The 18,739-nt window shown below is 29.3% G+C and carries 18 protein-coding genes; 12 read left to right on the forward strand and 6 right to left on the reverse strand.

Annotated features, from left to right (window positions below; genetic code table 11):
• Positions 1 to 77 precede the first annotated feature (77 nt).
• From A7L45_RS03195 to A7L45_RS23065, 6 genes are all read left to right on the forward strand, one after another.
• The gene (locus A7L45_RS03195) at positions 78 to 1,772 is read left to right on the forward strand and encodes a polysaccharide lyase family protein (RefSeq protein ID WP_071611430.1); all 1,695 of its coding nucleotides are present in this window, start codon (positions 78 to 80) and stop codon (positions 1,770 to 1,772) included.
• A gap of 69 nt (positions 1,773 to 1,841) precedes the next feature.
• A complete protein-coding gene (locus A7L45_RS03200; protein WP_084647333.1) occupies positions 1,842 to 3,380 on the forward strand; it encodes an MFS transporter in 1,539 nt (512 codons plus the stop codon).
• Positions 3,381 to 3,441: 61 nt separating this feature from the next.
• Positions 3,442 to 4,242 carry a polysaccharide deacetylase family protein gene (locus tag A7L45_RS03205; protein WP_071611431.1) on the forward strand — a complete coding sequence of 267 codons (801 nt, stop codon included), beginning with the start codon at positions 3,442 to 3,444 and terminating at the stop codon, positions 4,240 to 4,242.
• Positions 4,243 to 4,396: 154 nt separating this feature from the next.
• Complete coding sequence (locus tag A7L45_RS03210) at positions 4,397 to 4,996, forward strand: AlbA family DNA-binding domain-containing protein (RefSeq protein ID WP_071611432.1); 600 nt, start codon at positions 4,397 to 4,399, stop codon at positions 4,994 to 4,996.
• Positions 4,997 to 5,160: 164 nt separating this feature from the next.
• Positions 5,161 to 5,817, forward strand: a complete 657-nt coding sequence (locus A7L45_RS03215; protein ID WP_224616789.1) for a tetratricopeptide repeat protein — start codon at positions 5,161 to 5,163, stop codon at positions 5,815 to 5,817.
• 158 nt (positions 5,818 to 5,975) lie between these two features.
• Positions 5,976 to 6,146 carry a hypothetical protein gene (locus A7L45_RS23065; RefSeq protein ID WP_162855516.1) on the forward strand — a complete coding sequence of 57 codons (171 nt, stop codon included), beginning with the start codon at positions 5,976 to 5,978 and terminating at the stop codon, positions 6,144 to 6,146.
• 33 nt (positions 6,147 to 6,179) lie between these two features.
• Here the strand turns inward: A7L45_RS23065 and A7L45_RS03220 are convergent, their stop codons facing one another.
• Positions 6,180 to 7,031: a methyl-accepting chemotaxis protein gene (locus A7L45_RS03220; RefSeq protein WP_084647335.1), complete on the reverse strand. Its 852-nt coding sequence runs from the start codon at positions 7,029 to 7,031 to the stop codon at positions 6,180 to 6,182.
• Positions 7,032 to 7,359: 328 nt separating this feature from the next.
• Here A7L45_RS03220 and A7L45_RS03225 point away from each other — a divergent pair, with 328 nt between their 5' ends.
• Genes A7L45_RS03225 through A7L45_RS03235 form a run of 3 tightly spaced genes read left to right on the forward strand, consistent with a single transcriptional unit; the run spans position 7,360 to position 10,941 of the window.
• Positions 7,360 to 8,049 (forward strand): response regulator transcription factor, encoded by a 690-nt coding sequence (locus A7L45_RS03225; protein WP_071611434.1) that lies wholly within the window; start codon positions 7,360 to 7,362, stop codon positions 8,047 to 8,049.
• Positions 8,024 to 9,439, forward strand: a complete 1,416-nt coding sequence (locus A7L45_RS03230; protein ID WP_224616787.1) for a sensor histidine kinase — start codon at positions 8,024 to 8,026, stop codon at positions 9,437 to 9,439. Before A7L45_RS03225 ends, A7L45_RS03230 begins: the two co-directional genes overlap by 26 nt.
• Before the next feature lie 38 nt (positions 9,440 to 9,477).
• Complete coding sequence (locus tag A7L45_RS03235) at positions 9,478 to 10,941, forward strand: hypothetical protein (RefSeq protein WP_071611435.1); 1,464 nt, start codon at positions 9,478 to 9,480, stop codon at positions 10,939 to 10,941.
• A 28-nt stretch (positions 10,942 to 10,969) separates the two neighbouring features.
• Here A7L45_RS03235 and A7L45_RS03240 read toward each other — a convergent pair whose 3' ends face one another.
• The 4 genes from A7L45_RS03240 to A7L45_RS24000 form a co-directional block, all read right to left on the reverse strand.
• The gene (locus A7L45_RS03240) at positions 10,970 to 11,881 is read right to left on the reverse strand and encodes a polysaccharide deacetylase family protein (protein WP_071611436.1); all 912 of its coding nucleotides are present in this window, start codon (positions 11,879 to 11,881) and stop codon (positions 10,970 to 10,972) included.
• Between the two features lie 560 nt (positions 11,882 to 12,441).
• Positions 12,442 to 13,341 (reverse strand): polysaccharide deacetylase family protein, encoded by a 900-nt coding sequence (locus A7L45_RS03245; protein ID WP_071611437.1) that lies wholly within the window; start codon positions 13,339 to 13,341, stop codon positions 12,442 to 12,444.
• Between the two features lie 494 nt (positions 13,342 to 13,835).
• On the reverse strand, positions 13,836 to 13,967 hold the full coding sequence (locus A7L45_RS23995) for a hypothetical protein (RefSeq protein ID WP_338132999.1): 132 nt from the start codon (positions 13,965 to 13,967) through the stop codon (positions 13,836 to 13,838).
• A gap of 5 nt (positions 13,968 to 13,972) precedes the next feature.
• Positions 13,973 to 14,065 carry a multidrug resistance efflux transporter family protein gene (locus A7L45_RS24000; RefSeq protein WP_071611438.1) on the reverse strand — a complete coding sequence of 31 codons (93 nt, stop codon included), beginning with the start codon at positions 14,063 to 14,065 and terminating at the stop codon, positions 13,973 to 13,975.
• Between the two features lie 337 nt (positions 14,066 to 14,402).
• Between A7L45_RS24000 and A7L45_RS03260 the strand changes: the two genes are divergently transcribed.
• Together A7L45_RS03260 and A7L45_RS03265 are read left to right on the forward strand one after the other, a co-directional pair.
• Complete coding sequence (locus A7L45_RS03260; protein WP_071611439.1) at positions 14,403 to 15,119, forward strand: CoA transferase subunit A; 717 nt, start codon at positions 14,403 to 14,405, stop codon at positions 15,117 to 15,119.
• Between the two features lie 34 nt (positions 15,120 to 15,153).
• The gene (locus A7L45_RS03265; protein WP_071611440.1) at positions 15,154 to 15,813 is read left to right on the forward strand and encodes a 3-oxoacid CoA-transferase subunit B; all 660 of its coding nucleotides are present in this window, start codon (positions 15,154 to 15,156) and stop codon (positions 15,811 to 15,813) included.
• A gap of 147 nt (positions 15,814 to 15,960) precedes the next feature.
• Here the strand turns inward: A7L45_RS03265 and A7L45_RS03270 are convergent, their stop codons facing one another.
• Positions 15,961 to 16,908 carry an L-lactate dehydrogenase gene (locus A7L45_RS03270; protein ID WP_071611441.1) on the reverse strand — a complete coding sequence of 316 codons (948 nt, stop codon included), beginning with the start codon at positions 16,906 to 16,908 and terminating at the stop codon, positions 15,961 to 15,963.
• A 234-nt stretch (positions 16,909 to 17,142) separates the two neighbouring features.
• On the opposite strand from A7L45_RS03270, the gene A7L45_RS03275 reads away from it, so the two are divergent.
• Positions 17,143 to 18,738 (forward strand): DUF1430 domain-containing protein, encoded by a 1,596-nt coding sequence (locus A7L45_RS03275; RefSeq protein WP_071611442.1) that lies wholly within the window; start codon positions 17,143 to 17,145, stop codon positions 18,736 to 18,738.
• Position 18,739: the final 1 nt, after the last annotated feature.

Below are 18,739 nucleotides of genomic sequence, written 5' to 3' on the forward strand. Positions count from 1 at the left end.
GTTAACAAATATCTATGGTTATATAGACGATTCATATGATGATTTTAAGAAACTAATATATTAAAGGATGTGAAATAATGGATAATGAAGTTAAACTAATTGTAAAAGGGTTAAAAAGTATAATATCAAATGGAATATTAACTGTGGAATTTAATGAAAATGCCATAGCTACATCTTTAGTTAAAAACAATAAAGAGTTAATAAAAAATCTTAATGGAGCAGATAATGATCCAGATAAAAATCATACATTTTATCTGGATTATCATGCAGAAGGAAAATTTAGAAATTTTAAAGCAACGGAATTAAAAGTAATAACAAATAGTAGAGATGAGGTTCATATAACATATATTGACAGGACAAGCTTATTATATATAGAATATAACATAATTATGAAAAAAGGTGAAAGTGGTATTTACTCTTATGCAGTTGTAAAAAATAATATAAAAAAGGAATTTAGGCTAAGTGAGTTAAGAACGGTGTATAGATTAGATTATAATATTTTTGATCATGCTTATAATTCAGAAAGAAAGGGAAGACAACCAACCCATGATTATTTGAATAAAAATAAAAAAATTCAAGACGAAACTTATGAATTACCAGATGGAGAAATGTATACCAATGGAAAAATATATTCTAAGTATGATTATGTAGGATATTTTAAAGATAATCACTTTTGGGGTCAATATGGTAAGGAATTTGGATTTTGGTTTATTCCGGTAAGTACAGAATACTATCCAAGTGGTCCTCTAAAACAAGAATTATTAGTACATTATGATTCTATTATATTAAATTATATGACTGGTGCTCATTTCGGAACAGGTGATTTTAATGTTCCAACGGATTGGGAAAAGATGTATGGACCTTGGTATATTTATGTAAATTGTGGTAATGAAGAAGAGATGATTAATGACGCTATAAAAAAAGCGAATACAGAAGAAAAAAAATGGCCTTATACATGTATAAATGAACCGTTGTATCCTTTAGACAGAAGTAATGTTAGTGGAAAATTAATTATAACTCATAATAGATCGAGTGAAGATGCTATGGTAGTACTAGCTAAATCAGGTGGAGAATTTATAAGACAGAAAGGTGATTATATATTCTATTCACAAGCTGATAAAGATGGTAAGTTTTTAATTAATAACATTAGACCAGGTACATATACATTATATGCTTATGCTACCAAAGGTGATGTTACAAGGCAATTAAGTAAGGACTATATAGTTATTGGAAATAATAATTTAGATTTGGGGGAGATTATTTGGAATCCACCATATCATAAAAATAAACTATGGCAAATTGGAACGGCTAATCGTACGGCGAAAGAATTTAAATTTGGAAATGAATTAAGAAACTATAAGTGGAAGAATATGGTTCCTGAGAATTTAGATTATGTTATAGGAAAAAGTAAAGAAAGTGAAGACTGGTATTATGCACAAACAAAGCCGGGAAATTGGAATATAAAATTTAATATGGATAAAAATTATGATAAAAGATTTTATCTTACAATATCAATTGCATCTGCTACTAAAAATAAAATTGATGGAAAAGTGGAGCCAACTTTAATTGTTAAAGTTAATGGTAAAGTTGTTAAATCTACTGATTACATTAGTGATACATCTATTTATAGGTCAGCAATGAAAAGTGGCTGGTATCATTTAGAAGAGGTGGAGTTTGATTCTAATATTTTAAACCTTGGAGAAAACGTTATCACATTTACAGCATATAATGCAGCTATAATGTATGACACCATAATATTAGAAAGTAATTAAATATTGCAGCGACTCAGGAGATGATTTAACTGAATTCTAAAATAAAATTTTCTAAAAGGGGATTAGGATATGTTATTAACGACTAATGGCAAACTTAAAATGATAAATAAAATAGGGTTTTCATCATATCAATTGGCAGGTGTTAGCGATGTTTTAGTAAATGCTTGGCAAATGTATTTTTACACAACATTTTGTAGTGCATCTATAGTTACAGTTACTTTGATGATTACAATAGGTAAACTTATAGGGGCTGCTCTTACGCCTGTAGTTGGATATATTAGTGATAATTTGTACAAGACAAGGTATGGTAAACGATTTGGAAGAAGGAAAGGTATTCTATTAATTGGGATACCATTAAAGATAATTACTTTCCCGTTATATTGGATACCTAATATGCCTATAGCTTATTATGCTTCAATAATAATTATCACGTCCTTTATAAATCCTTTACTTGCCGTTCCACAGGCAACTTTTGCAGCTGAAATGTCAGAAAATCCAGTTGAACGTGCTGAATTAATTGGTTTTAATCAGATCGGTGCTGCAATAGCAGGTATATCTTCTTCATTGATTATAATAAAATTATTTGATGTCTTTGGACAAAACAATGCTGGAACATTTTTTATAGCAGCTATTATATATGATGTAATATCACTTATAGCGTTCACATGTTTCTATTTGTCGGTATACGAACGTCCTGTAAATGAATCGAATGTTAAAGTTGTAAGAGGAAAAAAATCCATTAAAAATGGATTTTTAGGTATAATTAATGATTTTGCATCTACTATAAAGATAAGATCATATAGACTTTATCTATGTATGTATTTATCAGAACAAATGTTTAGATCCTTAGCAGGTACAATAAATACTTATTTTATAGTTTTTGTATTACTTTTAAATCCAAAGTCAGTTTCAATTTCAACTAGTGTCGGATTTGTTTTTGGAATTATGTTTTTAACCTTTTATATATGGTTAACAGCTAAAAAAACTGGTACATTTACCTATAGAATAGGAGGTTTTGCAACAATATTGGTTCTTGTATGTTTTATGTGTCTTGGTATAATTAGACCTACAAACACTAATATATTCCTAGTTATTTTAACCGTTGCATTAAATTTTGGAAAAACAGGCTTAGTTAATGCTGCACAATTTTTATTTACATTTATGCCAGACATTGATGAAATGATCACGGGAAAAAGAAGAGAAGGCGCATATGCGGGGGTTAACACTTTCTTAGATGTAATCTTTTCTACTGTTGAAGTACTAATAATTGGACTAATTTTACAAGCAGCAGGTTTTCTTAAAGGTGCGAAAGCTCAACCACAGATTACAGTACATGCTCTTTTGATTTTGTATACAGTTGTTCCGATTATATTGGTTATAATAGGTATAATATCATCTTATAAACTTAACTTAACTGTAAAATCGCATATAATATTAGAGGAAGAAGTAAATAGATTGAAGAGTGGTGGATTAAAAGAAGATGCCACTGAAGAAATCAAAATCATAGTTAAAGATTTAACTGGGTTTAATTATGACGATTGTTGGGGAAATAACAATTTATTAAAATACGAGCATGAAAATAGAGTACAGATTAATAAACAAGGGTAATAAAAATAATAGCCATTATTGTTAAAAAGGTATATTAAATTAGAAAAGAGAGGGTTTTAAAATGAATACTATTATAAAATGTTTTCCTAATGGAAAATTTAAAGCATTAACCATGAGTTATGATGACGGAAAATTGGCTGATAAAAGACTAGTCAAAATTTTTAATAAATATGGTATAAAGGGTACATTTCATTTAAATTCAGGTTTCTTGGATTCAGAAGACCACGTAAAGAAAGAAGAAGTAAAAACGCTATATGAAGGTCATGAGATTTCATCACATACGCTAACTCATCCAACAATAGCTAGATGTTCTAACGAAGAAATAGTAAAACAGACATTAGGCGATAGAGAAAATCTTGAGGAGCTTGCAGGATATGCGGTAAGGGGGATGTCATATCCCAATGGATCATATAATTCAAATATAAAATCCATGTTGAAATACTTAGGAATTGAGTATTCTAGAGTGGTTGGAAGCAAGGATAATTTCGATTTACCAGATGATTTTTATGCCTGGCAAGCAACTTGTCACCATAACCATAATCTGATGGAAAATGCTGAAAATTTTGTTTCATTATTTAAAAAGCAGTATCTATACCTTATGTATGTTTGGGGACATAGTTATGAATTTGATAGAGATAATAATTGGGATTTGATAGAAAGGTTTTGCAATTATGTATCTAATAAGGATGATATTTGGTATGCAACCAATATAGAAATAGTTGATTATATGAAATTGCTTGATAATTTGAAATTTTCATCAAAAGGTAAATTTGTTTATAATCCTTCTTTTAAGTCTGCATGGATTAGTTTTAATGATAAAGTAATAGAAATAGAAGGTGGGTCTCAAGTAGAATTATTCTAAAGATTAAATCATCTCTTGGGTCGCTGCAATATCAAAGTGGAAGTATTTCCACTTTTTTTAGTGAGTTAAATTTTGTTTATAAAGTAATAACAACATAATAATATATAATCGTAAAGAACTATTTTCAAACGATAGCTTAGAGGTGGTGAGAGTTTTGTCAATTAACAATAAAAATTTAAAAGATGAAATTGTTAGTCTTATTAGTAAGGGAGACTCTGATAGAGTAGAATTTAGAAATCATAGTGGGGGACCCAATTTATTAGGCAAGATTATATCTTCTTTTGCAAATGCATCAGGTGGTAAATTGATTTTAGGGGTAAATAATAAGGGCAAAATCAGTGGATGTAATAAAAATGATGTAATGGAAACTTATAATAAAGCTAAAGAAAAATTGATACCATGCCCTAATGTTTCAATAGAATTTATTGAAATAAATGAAAAAGTACTGGCTATCATTTCTATAGAGAAAACTGAAAAAATAATTTCGTCTAGTTTAGGGGTATTTAAAAGAGTCAACAATTCAGAAGAAATTATGGTAACAGAAGAGATAAAGAGCAAACAGCTAAGTGCGGTTGCAAAAGATGAAATTAATGATACCGTTGGAGAAATGGCTCAGCAAATTTCACAGCTTACAATTACATTAGAAGAAACTATACAACGATACAGAATCCAAAATAAACTAAGCAGAAAAATTATTGAATGGATAGCATGTGGGATAATTGGAATTATTTTATCAATATTTATTCATTTATAGGGTATAAAAGTATTCGATGGACACATAATTTTTATAAGCTATTTTTGAGAGAAGCGGCATAATTCCAAAAGTTACTGAGGATAATAATATAGTAGAAATATATGTCCTAGGTTGTAAAATGAAATAGCTTGTAAAACCTCTTAAAATGAGGGAAGGTGGAAAAAGTGAAAGTAAAATCATTTAAAATTAAGTTGATAATTTCTACTATTATTTGTGCTATGGCATCAGGGGTAGTAGTTAATGCCAAAATTAAAAATAGTAATGTTATTGAAATAAATGATAAAAACGAAATGAAAAGTATTCCATTACAAAAATGTGAAATTAAAAAACAAGCAGATTTAGAAAAGAGATGGAAGATAGGATATGACCAATTTTTTGAAGGTGAATATGCGAAAGCTATTGCAACTGAGAACCAAGTTTTAAAGGAAGATTCTAAATTTTATAAAGCATATGCCGTAAAAGGAATTGCATTAGCTTATAATGGAGATTTCAAGGGAAGTATGCAGCAGATTGATAATTCTTTAAAATTGAAACCTAATTATGGGTATGCAAGATTTAATAAGGCACTAGCTTATGAATTATACGGATACTATGCTGAAGCTATCGAGTGGTACGAAAATGATTTGGAAGTGGAAAAATCTGAATGGACTTATTATGGTATAGCCAGTATTTATGGAAGAAAAGGTGATATTAATAATACCGTGAAGTATCTCAAGCTAGCTATTGCTATTAATCCAAACATTAAAAATGAAGCAAAAAACGAAAAAGATTTTGAGAATGTAAAACAATATAATCAATTCAAGTTTTTAATAGAAAAATAGTATTTATTTTGTACTATTCAAAGGAATCTTTGTAGGGTATAATGAATCAGTAAAATAACAAGAAATACCTTGATAGTATTTATTGTGAATATTAATTTAGAAGGTATCGGAATAAGGTATTTTTAAAGATGTGAAAAATAAAAAAAGAGGGTGAAAATATGAAAAATGATATAAATAAAAATATGGAAATAATGAAAAAAGTTATTGAAGAAAAGAAAGCGAAATCTTCTATGCAAAAAAATAGTAGACGAGCATCAATCCATGGAACACAAAGTCCGTCATCAGGTAATGGTGGAGGTTTAGTTGGTAAAAATAACAGGGGACAATAAGTTCCCTTGTTATTTTACAATTTTTTTCAAGGATTAACCCATAACATCATTAGCTACTAGGTTGAGGGAATCTGCTGAAATAACTAATTCTTCCATTCTACTGGCTAGTTCTTCTGTAGCAGCGGCCTGTTGTTGCCCTATATCTGATGTTTGGACAATTTTTTCATCAATCTCTTTAACTTTATTTTTTATATTGTTTATGATAGTTTCTACATTTACTATTGAGCTTGAACTATTGCTAGCCATTTTACGAATTTCTGTGGCTACTACTGAAAATCCTTTACCATGCTCTCCAGCTCTAGCTGCTTCGATTGCAGCATTAAGGCCTAACATATTTGAAGTATGTGCCACCCCACGAATTACCTCTATTATTTTTTCAGTTTCATTTATTTGTTCATTTATTTCATTCGATAAAGTTTGAAGAGATGATTGAAGTGTCGAAAGTTCGACTGCAGAAGCCGCAAGCTCTTCAATGGTCGCTGATGTTTGTTCTGAGGATTCTGCAACCAATTTGGCAGTACCTATAAGCTTATCACGATTCTCTACGCTAATACCTAAACCTAACCCCCCTATAATGTTCCTTTTGCTATCGAATATGGGAATAGCTGTAGATTCAAATTCAAAACCAAATACTTCCTTTGGTACTAAAGCTCTTTGAGGTTTTCCGGAAATAATAGCTTTATATACTGTATCTTCTTTAGGAATATCCATTCCGGTAGCTTCAACAGGCATTATAATTTTTTTACCTGATAAATTCATTAGAAACTTTTTGGTATCGCTTACTCCTATTACACAATCTAGAGGGATTAGTTTCTGAAGAGCCGGAGCTATCTCCAAAATAAAATTCATTATATATTCTGATTCATTTTCTTCATTAAAAAGCATATTATAATTTCCCCTTTCATTTTTAAGTATTAAAATAATTAGTAGTCACTCCTCATATATAATATATTTATAAAAGTCAATTCCTCTATTATATTATCTTTGTTTTATGGAATAACTTTAGCATTTTTGATAAAACTTCTTATGTTTTATCATTATTTTAATAGCTAAAGATAGTTAAATATACTTGCATTGTGGTGAAAAAGTATTACAAAATAAATACAATATTACTACATACAATATTTCGGAGCTCTATTATGATATAATCATAACTGATAATATGGAAATTAGAATCTTTAAAAATATTTATTTCAAAGTAAGAGGTGAAATTATGGGAAAAAAAGTGCTGATTATAGAAGATGAGGAATCTATTAGAGGGTTTATTAAAATTAACTTTCAAAGAAACAACTTTTTAGTATTTGAGGCTGCAAGTGGAGAAGAAGGTTTAAAAAAAGTTCAAGAGGAAAGACCAGATTTAATAATTTTAGATATAACACTTCCTGGTATGGATGGGTTTAAAACCTGTGAATTGTTAAGAAATGATTTTCCCAATTTAGGTATTATCATGCTTACCGCTAGGGGAGAAGATATGGATAAAATTATGGGCCTTGAGTATGGTGCTGATGATTACATGGTAAAACCATTTAATCCTTTAGAACTTATTGCCAGAGCAAATTCTCTACTTAGACGAATGAATCATAGTGAAGAGAAAAATTCTGAGCAATTAAGCTCCGGGTGCTTTATAATAGATACTGTTTCCATGAAGGTATATAAAAATCAACAACTTCTAGATTTAACACCTAAAGAATATTTGATTTTGAAGACATTTATGGAAAACGAAGAAAAAGCTTTTAGTAGAGATGATTTATTAAACTTAGTATGGAATTATGAATACTTTGGAGACTCTAAAATTGTAGATGTTAACATAAGGCGTCTTAGAGAAAAAATTGAATCTGTACCTTCTAAACCAGAATATATAGAAACGGTATGGGGGGTTGGATATAGATGGAGAAAGAGGTGATATTTTGAGGGGAATAAAAGCCAGACTTGTTTGGAGTTATCTATTAGTGATTGTTTTCACTGTAATCACCTTAGAAGTTTTTCTTACCGTTTCTTTAGAAAAATATTACTATCAAAACATGGAATCATTACTTTCAAAACAAATCAAAGGATCTGTCGATTTTTATAATAATTATTTCTCTTCATCTAGTTTAAAAGAAAATGTGGAAAATAATGATGATATTTTTTGGAAAAATACATCTGCAGAGGTCCAAATTATTGATAATTCAGGAATGATGCTAATGGATTCCATTGGTAATTTCAATAAAGAACATATCGAAGATAATGATGTTGAAAAAGCATTGCAAGGGGAACTTGGAACATTTACTAAGAAAGATAAGGATACAAAAGAAAATTTTATGTACGTTTCGTATCCATTAAAGTCAGCTAATAAAATAGAGGGTGTACTACGGTTTGTTACTTCTTTATCCGAGGTAGATGCACTTATTCATAAAATAGTAATTCTTTTTTGGGGAGTTGGGACTCTTGTAATTGTTATTTCTGGTGTTTCTAGTATATTTATCTCTAATACTATTGTGGGACCATTAGATGAAGTAAATACCCTAGCTAAGAAATTTGCGTCTGGAAACTTTAATGAAAGACTTGAAAAAAGAAGAAATGATGAAATTGGGGAATTATCCGATACATTTAATTTTATGGCAGAAGAAATTCAAAAAAGTCAGAACCTAAAAAATGAATTTATTGCGTCTGTTTCTCATGAACTTAGAACTCCTCTCACATCCATAAAAGGATGGGCTGCGACTATTAGATCTGGTAGTTTAGAGGATAAGGAAGAAATTCTAGTCGGACTTAACATTATAGAAAAGGAAAGTGATAGACTTACAGTGATGGTGGAAGAATTGTTGGACTTTTCCAAATTTATATCTGGAAAAGCACCACTTAAAAAAGAATATGTAAATATTCAAAGCATTATAACCTACATAGAAAAACAGTTTATGCCAAAGTCAATACGTCACAATATTAACTTTACTTGTAAAATACAAGAGGATTTAGTCCCTGTTTTTGCGGATGAGAAAAGGTTAAATCAAGTTATTAGCAACATTTTAGATAATGCCTTTAATTTTACAAAAGAAGGAGGCAACGTAACACTTGAAGCATGTATTGATGGTAATAATATTTGTATTATTGTGAAAGATAATGGAATAGGAATTTCACCGGAGGATTTGCCTAAAGTCACAGAAAAATTCTTCAAGGGTAGAACAAGTATGTCACAAAATGGGATAGGACTATCTCTTTGCAAAGAAATTATAGAAATGCATAATGGTAAACTTGAGATTTCAAGCGAATATGGCAAGGGTACAGATGTTAAAATGTTTTTACCTCTGACATAAGAAGGAATAAAATTTATATATATAAGAGGTGACTCCTGGTGAAAAAAGCATTATGTTTATTAGTTATTGTGTTTTCTATTATAATTTTTATATGGAGTCAATATGCAGGATTAACTTTAAGCTCTCAAGTATTGCATAAAAAACTTACTGTTTCGCCTATACAGGGAAGTTGGATAGTAGAGAAATATGTTTCTATTGGTGGAACTACAATTGATGATGAAAAAGCAAAAAAATTACTTGGAAAAATTGCTTATTTTAGGGGAGATACAGTTGAGTTTAATGGCAATATCTCTAAGGATGTTAAATATAAAGTTAAGTCCGTTAATACTAAAAGTTATTTTTGGAATAGTATAAAAATAAGTGCCAAAAGCTTAGGGATAAAAAATACTGATGTACAAATTATTACTATTAATTCTAATGAAACTTTTTTTGATGAGTACATAAAGCTTAATGATTTAACCCTTATAAAGAACTATGAGGGTACCTTATTATATTTTCACAAAGCAAAAGATTCTTCTGCGGCCCATTCATATAATAAGGATAACAATACAAAAATTCTAATCAGCAAAGCAGAAAAAGAAATACGATCTAAGTCAGGATTATTACTTGGACTAAGATATGAAAATCCGCAAGATGATATTGGTCTGAGTAAATATTCATATAAAACTTTATGGATTAGTTCAGTAAATAATAAAATGCTTCCCATCCTTGAAACTAAAGATTTGTTGCTTCCAAGGCAAGATGGGTTTTGGAAGGTAGGGATAGGTAATAAAATAAAAAATGGAGATTCTAAGGACATACTTTGGTCTTATCCAATTAATTTACTTAATCCTACTAAACCCATAAATTCAAAAAAAATAAAGTATACTAAAACAGAAGGTAGTATAGCTATTAAATTTGTAGGCAGTAATTATGTTTCTACTGATACTGTGCAGGATGTAAATAATAATGATTTAGAAAAGAAGTACTCTAATAATAAGCTTAAAATATTTCCAATGGATAATTTAATGGGAGAACCTATAAAACTTACAAGCATACTCCCAAGGGAAATAGAAAAAGCTACTTTCTCAGGTACAATTTTAAATATAAATAAAAGTACCCAAGATGAAAAGTTAGAAAAAGTAGATAATAATTTGGGTGTAATAAGAAGAAGTGGACGATGGATACTAAGAGGAAGAATGCCTCAATCAAATAGCGAAGATTCATTTATAGATTTTGATATTCCTTATGCTACACCTAAATCGTTAACTACCTATGATAATTTATTTCCTTCTTTTAACGTAATAAAAACAAAGGTACCAAGCGCAGTGGATGCTTATTCATCTCCTAATAGAGACTTTGTTGTTGTTCTAACTAATACAGAATTAATGGTATTTAGTATAAAAGGATATAACCTGGGGGAAAAGTCATTAACTTTGGAATTTAAAGCAGGAGAAGTGCCAGTAATGTCTCAGTGGGCTACAGGTAATTATGTGGATGAGTGGCAAAAAAAAGTAAAATAAGTGCTAACGCGGCTATGCGCGTTAGCACTTATTTTATTGTTCTAAATTCATATCCTTTACCTTTTAAATATTCTATAATTTGAGGTAATGCATTAGCAGTTTGCATTTTACCATAAGTGTCATGCATTAATATAACCAATTTTTCTTGTGTTCCAACCTCTTCCTTTAATACGTTAAGTAACTCGTGTGGAGTTTTATTTGGCTTACCTTCAGCATCTTTGATTTCAGCGTTCCAATCTAGACTAATCATATTTCTTTCCTTTAGCTTTGCATCGAACTCTGGTAAATTCGGATCTCTATAATATGCTCTTGACATATATCCTCCTGGCACTCTTAAAATCCTTGTACTAAAATCCTGGCCAAGTATATTTTTTAAAGCATTATCATTTTTTTTAACATCGTTCATGAAGATGGGTACATTAATTTTGTTGTTAGGGAATAATGAATTGTGTTCATTATGATTATAAGTATGATTTCCGATTGCATGTCCCTCATTAAATTCACGTTTTACAAGTTCTTTGCTTTTTTCATTTGCCTCTATGTTTTGACCAACCAAAAAGAATGTTGCTTTAACGTTATTTTCTTTTAGAATATCTAGTACCTTTGGGGTCACAGTAGTAGATGGACCATCATCAAAGGTAAGAAATGCTATTTTTTGATTATCATTTTTCCCTTTGTAATTTAATATGGCACTTACCTTTGTGGCATCATAAATATACTTTTCTCCTTCTTTATTTACGGTGAAATTCTTTGTCGATTCATTATTAGTAGCTTTAGTTGTAGCAGTTACTTTAGTAGTAATTGGTACTATTACTGGTTCAGCGTTAACTTCATCTTTAGTAAAACTTTTGCCTATTATGATTGTCCCTATTAAAATTAAAAAAATGCAGCTACATATTAAACTTATTTTTAAAGGTCTTTTATTAATTCTTTTCTTCATATTCACCACTCCATTAACTAGTATTTATAATTGTATTTTATATAATATAACTGTATATAGTTAAATGTTATTGTATATTTTTTATTCCATATAGATTATTGCTTTCAAAATATTTTTTGTAATTTAATTCCCCCCCAGAATTTTAAATTATTCATATTTTTTAAACACCTAACAAACATGTAAAGCTTAATATAAATATAATGATGTAATTATTTTACATGAAATTCATTTATATGACAACATTTTACTATGAATACTATCCCATAAAATCCTCTTTTAAGCTATATACTTATAATACTACTTATTATAAACTAAGAGATTACAAAATTATTACAATTTCATTACAGATTATATTAAAACATTCTGGTGTCTTATTTTGAGTACACCTTGTTAAAAAAACGATAATTTTTATTTAGGATATAAACTGGGGGAAAAGTCATTAACTTTGGAATTTAAAGCAGGAGAAATGCCAGTAATGTCTCAGTGGGCTACAGGTAGTTATGTGGATGAGTGGCAAAAAAAAGTAAAATAAGTGCTAACGCGGCTACGCGCGTTAGCACTTATTTTATTGTTCTAAATTCATATCCTTTATCTTTTAAATATTCTATAATTTGAGGTAATGCATTAGCAGTTTTCATTTTACCATAAGTATCATGCATTAATATAACTACTTTTTCTTGTGTTCCAACCTGTTCCTTTAATACGTTAAGTAACTCTTGTGGAGTTTTATTTGGCTTACCTTCAGCATCTTTGATTTCAGCATTCCAATCTATACTAATCATATTTTTTTCCTTTAGATTTGCATCGAACTCTGGTAAATTCGGATCTCTATAATGTGTTCTTGACATATATCCGCCTGGCACTCTTAAAATCCTTGTACTAAAATCCTGGCCAAGTATATTTTTCAAAGCATCATTATTTTTTTTCACATCGCTCATGAAGATGGGTACATTAATTTTGTTGTTAGGGAATAATGAATTGTGTTCATTATGATTATAAGTATGATTTCCGATTGCATGTCCCTCATTAAATTCACGTTTTACAAGTTCTTTGCTTTTTTCATTTGATTCTATGTTTTGTCCAACCAGAAAGAATGTTGCTTTAACGTTATTTTCTTTTAGAATATCTAGTACTTTTGGGGTTACAGTAGTAGAAGGACCATCATCAAAGGTAAGGAACGCTATTTTATGATTATCGTTTTTACCTTTGTAATTTGCTATGGTACTTGCCTTTGCGGCATCATAAATATACTTTTCCCCTTCTTTATTTACGGTGAAATTCTTTGCCGATTCATTATTAGTAGCTTTAGTTGTAGCAGTTACTTTAGTAGTAATTGGTACTATTACTGGTTCAGCGTTAACTTCATCTTTGGTAAAACTTTTACCTATTATGACTGTACCTATTAAAATCAAAAAAATGCAACTACATATTAAACTTATTTTTAAAGGTCTTTTCTTCATATTCACCACTCCATTAACTAGTATTTATAATTGTATTTTATATAATATGACTGTATATAGTTAAATGTTATTGTATATTTTTTGTTCCATATAGATTATTGCTTTCAAAATATGTTTTTGAATTTAATTACCCCCCCAGAATTTTAAATTATTCATATTTTTTAAACACCTAAAAAACATGTAAAGCTTAGTATAAAAATAACGATGTAATTATTTTACATGAAATTCATTTATATGACAACATTTTACTATGAATACTATCCCATAAAATCCTCTTTTAAGCTATATACTTATAATACTACTGATTATAAACTAAGAGATTACAAAATTATTACAATTTCATACAGATTATATTAAAACATTCTGGTGTCTTCTTTTGAGTACATCTAGTTGAAAAAACGGTAATTCTTATTAATGAAAAAAATAAGTTACTTTACATATATATATTAAAAATACTAAAATATATGTGATATTTCATATGAGTTATATTAATTTTACAGCTCCACAGGATATGATTTAATAAGACTATTTAAAATCATTCCAATTAATCCAATAAGTCTTGGAATCTTATCATGAAATATAAATACTCCGCCCAGAAGTGTAAATATTACTTCATCAGAATGTATTGATTCTACAACATACGTGCATCACTTAGCTCAGTTGCCTTATAAAATAGTATTGTTGTAATAATTCCGGAGAAAACAGCGACTAGTAAGGAGTGCACTACTTGTCATTCAATTGGTAAGCCAATTGTTAATAAGCTAAATGATGATTTAATTAACCAAAATTATAGTGTACATTAAAAAAATTATAGTGTACATTAAAAAAAATTATATGAATATGTATATATATATACGTTATATTGTAAGCAATCTAATTTACAGAATCAATAAATAATATTTTGAAGTAAGGTTGCAATGTAAACCTTTTAGGTATACAATAAAACTATACGGTTCAAGTATACATTTAAGAGCAATATTTCCAAGTATGGTTGATGAAGTAAAACGTATTGGAAAAGTGTAAGGTTATATAACAAGCTATTAGTGAAAGGAGATAATTTCATGAATAAAGTTATGGATTTAGATGAAGTGATTGAAAAGGTTCAAGATGGAGCGACGATTATGTTTGGTGGCTTTTTAGGGGTGGGAGCACCACTTAAAGCAATTGACAAATTGGTAGAAAAAGGTGTTAAGGATTTAACTATAATATCAATAGTTAATGCATATCCTGGTCAAGATTTTGATATTGCGAGGCTATACAAAAATAAGCAAGTTAAGAAATTAATTACCGCTCATTCTTCTACATGCCAGCTTGCACTGGAACAATTTAAGAACGGAGACATTGAAATTGAATACTTTCCAATGGGTAGTCTTGTTGAAAAAATTAGGGCAGCGGGTTCTGGATTAGGTGGAGTGCTTACTCCTACAGGTGTAGGTACATTAGTTGAAGAAGGAAAACAAAAACTTTTAATAGAGGGTAAAATGTATTTAATTGAATTGCCACTGAAGGCTGATTTTGCATTTATTAAAGGCTATAAAGGCGATAGATTAGGCAATATACAATATCGTGGCTTAGCAATTAATACCAATCCAATTATGGCAATGGGTGCGGACTATACAGTAGCAGAAGTGAATGAAATAGTTGATGTTGGTGGTATTGAACCTGAATGCGTAGGCACACCAAGCGTGTTTGTACAGGCCGTTGTACAAGGATATTCATTTGATGAGCATAAACAAGTATATACTGATTTGTGGGTTAATTCTAAGCAATTAAAATAATTGATTATTTATAAATCAAAGGAGGTAATTAAACATGGAAGCAAGAGAAATAATTGCTCGCAGGGCAGCTAAGGAACTAAGTAATGATCAAGTGGTGAATTTAGGGTTTGGAATGCCTACAGCAGTTGCCAATTATTTAGATGAGGGTGTGGAAGTAATATTGCAATCAGAAAATGGATGCTTAATGTTTGGTCCTACGCCAAAACTGGGAAAGGAAGATCCAGATGTTGCAAACTCTGGTGGTCAACCGATTAGCTTATTACCCGGAGCTGCAGTTTTTGACTTAGCTACATCATTTTGTATTATTCGTGGAGGGCATGTTGACGCCACAGTACTTGGAGCACTTGAGGTAGACCAAGAAGGCAATATTGCCAACTGGGCTATGCCACTTGCTCCAGGAAAATTTGCACCAGGTATGGGTGGTGCAATGGATTTAGTAAATGGAGCTCGCAAAGTTATTGCTACATTAAAGCATTCTAGTAAGAGTGGATCTAAGATATTAAAAAAATGTCTTCTTCCAATTACAGGCAAGGGAGTAGTTGATATTATCGTTACTGAAAAAGCAGTTTTTGATGTAACGCCTACTGGGCTTGTACTTATTGAAATGTTTGAAGGATTAACTGTTGAAGATATTCGGAGCATTACAGAGGCTGATTTTACAGTTTCTGATAAGGTAACAGTATATAGGCTATAGATGTAAAAAGCAGATAATATAACAGATAAGTAAGTTAAACACTCCAAACCGTAAAATGAGGTATCTCAGAATGATTTTTAATCATTTTGAGACACCTCATTTACATATATACAAATATTTAATTGTGAACTAAGTAGAGTATAGTAATTATACTTTTGATTCTTCTATAATTGCTTTGAGTACCTTGGCAGATTCTACAAGTTGATTGTTTTCATCCTCATTGAGGTTAACTTGTAATATTTTCTTTGCTCCTTCTCTACCTAGAATTGTTGGAACTCCCATATAAACGTCCTCTATTCCATATTCACCTTTTAGTAGAGATGACACTGTAAGAATAGAATTTTCATTACTTAATATTGCCTCAACTATCCTTTTTACAGCTAGAGCTACAGCATAATAAGTTGCACCTTTTTTTTCAAGGACCTTATAGCCTGCTCTTTTTACATCATTATGAATAGGAGACTTCATATCATAATTACATGTTTTAGTACTAATAGTACAGTACTCATCGATATTCATACCTGCAATACTAGTTAAACTCCAAGTAGCTATTTCTGAATCGCCATGCTCACCCATTATATAGGTATGAATATTCCTAGCGTCAACTTCAAAACGCTGACTAAGAAGATATTTAAGTCTTGAAGTATCAAGAACAGTACCTGATCCAATTACTCTATTACTTGGAAAGCCTGAAAGCTTATAGGCTATATAAGTTAATATATCCACAGGGTTTGATACTATTACTAATATAGAATCAGGGCTGTATTTTACAACCTCTGGAATTATACTTTGGAATACTTTAAAATTGTTTGCTATACAATTGAGTCTTGTTTCTCCTGGTTTCAAACTAATTCCCGCTGTAATAATTACTATATCTGAATCTTTTGTATCGGAATATTCTCCTGAAGTTATATCTATAGGTTTTACGAATGAGGCACCATGTGATAAATCCATCGCCTCGCCTTCAGCTTTATCCTTATTTATATCTACAATTACAATTTCAGATGCAAGTCCGCTAGTCATTAGAGCAAATGCTGTAGTAGAACCTACAAAACCTGCTCCAATTATAGAAATTTTATTTCCTTTTGTTCTCATATAAAAACGTCCCTTCTTTAGTTACTAGTATATAAATATTATATACTAGTTAATAGCTATTATCAAGATTCTCGATAAATGGTAAATTCTATTTTAGTCTTCTGTTTATGTATGGATAATGACATTTAAGGAATTTAGTGTTGAATTGTAATTGTATACTATATATAATTAGAGTATCAAATTTTGAAACCAAGTAGATTTATTTACTTGGTTTTTATTTAAGGAGAGATTTCATTGAAAAAAATATTTGCAATAATCTTGTCAATTATTTCAATAAGCTCATTTTTTATATTGTTAAATATTCAAGATAAAAATGCTAATTGTATGCAAGTTTATATAGTAATAATAATGTATGTTATTCTAGTTTTAATTATTTTTTATAAATTACTATACTCTTATAAAGAGTTTGGAATAAAGAAAATGTTGGGATTTACAACCGTAGATATTTGGATAAAAGATATTACAAACTTAATGATATTGCAATTAATAATAAATGTAATAATAGGTATTTCAATGTTTATTATTATGTTAAATGGATACTCTAATTATTCAAATTCTTTTATATTTAAAGTTTGTATGAGCTTAGTCATTCAATTAGTGATTTCATTTATGTTTTTATCTATACCATATATATACATATCTAAAATTACCATTTTTAATATGATAGAAAACAAAAAAAACATGAAAGCGATTGTGACTTTTAATAGTATTCTAAAGACTGTATTGATAATTATTTTTATATTAATCTCATCAATATCATTAAACGGATATGATTCAATCCATTCATTTTATAGTATGTCTTTTCAAAAATGGGAAAAAACAAAGGACTATGCATTTATAGGTGGTCTTAAAGCAAAAGACTATGAAGAACTCCAATCAGACGCATTTAATTTGAAATTGAAAAAATTATATCTTTATCTGAATGCTAAAGGCAGTATACTTGCAGATTTTAATGACTTTACTCAACAAAGTATGAAAATGGATAAAAATAATGATATACCTAATCAGGTTAAAGCATTCGCAACTGTTAATCCTAATTACTTAATAAATAATAAAATTTATGATATTAAAAATAAAAAAATAAATATTTTAGAATCAGAAAGAGACAGCATAATAATTATTCCACAGAGGTATATAAACTCAGAAAAAGAAGTAAAAAATTTCTTCTCACATTTAGGAAAAGATATAAAAATAATATGGAGCAAAGATAATCAAAAGTTGTTTTCTTATGATATAGATGTAAACTCTAAATATGGAAATATGGTAACAGATCCACTTTTAATGGTAATAACAGAAAGTAACGGAGACCTGCATGATTATGCTAAGGTAGCTGGGGGAGAAGGGGCTCCATTTAAATTTAAAAGTAATAATAGAGATAATCCTCAAGGGACATTTAAAAATAAGGCTAAGGAATTAGGTATTTATAATAAATTAGTTAATGTCTATTCTGTATATGATGAAGTATCAATTGAAATTTATAAATTAAAACAAAAACTTTTTGTAATTTCAGTTGTAATGTTTTTGTGTATAATAATAATTATTTTTATTATACTGCAAAATACATTTAATTATTTTGAAGAAAACAAACAATTATTAGCTATTAAAACTTTTCATGGATATAAACATTATGATAAGTACAGAGACTATTATTTGAAAATGTTATATTCATGGATTATAATAGCCATTTTTATAATCTTTAAAAATGGTGTTAAACCTGATAATAGTTGGAGCATTTTTATGGGGGTATTAGTTATGGAGATAATAATTTCAGACATAAGCATTAAAAAAATTGAAAAAAGGAATATTATTAAGGTTATAAAGAGGGGATAAT

The sequence above is a fragment of the Clostridium estertheticum subsp. estertheticum genome (assembly GCF_001877035.1).
In the GTDB taxonomy this organism is placed as follows: Bacteria; Bacillota; Clostridia; order Clostridiales; family Clostridiaceae; genus Clostridium_AD; species Clostridium_AD estertheticum.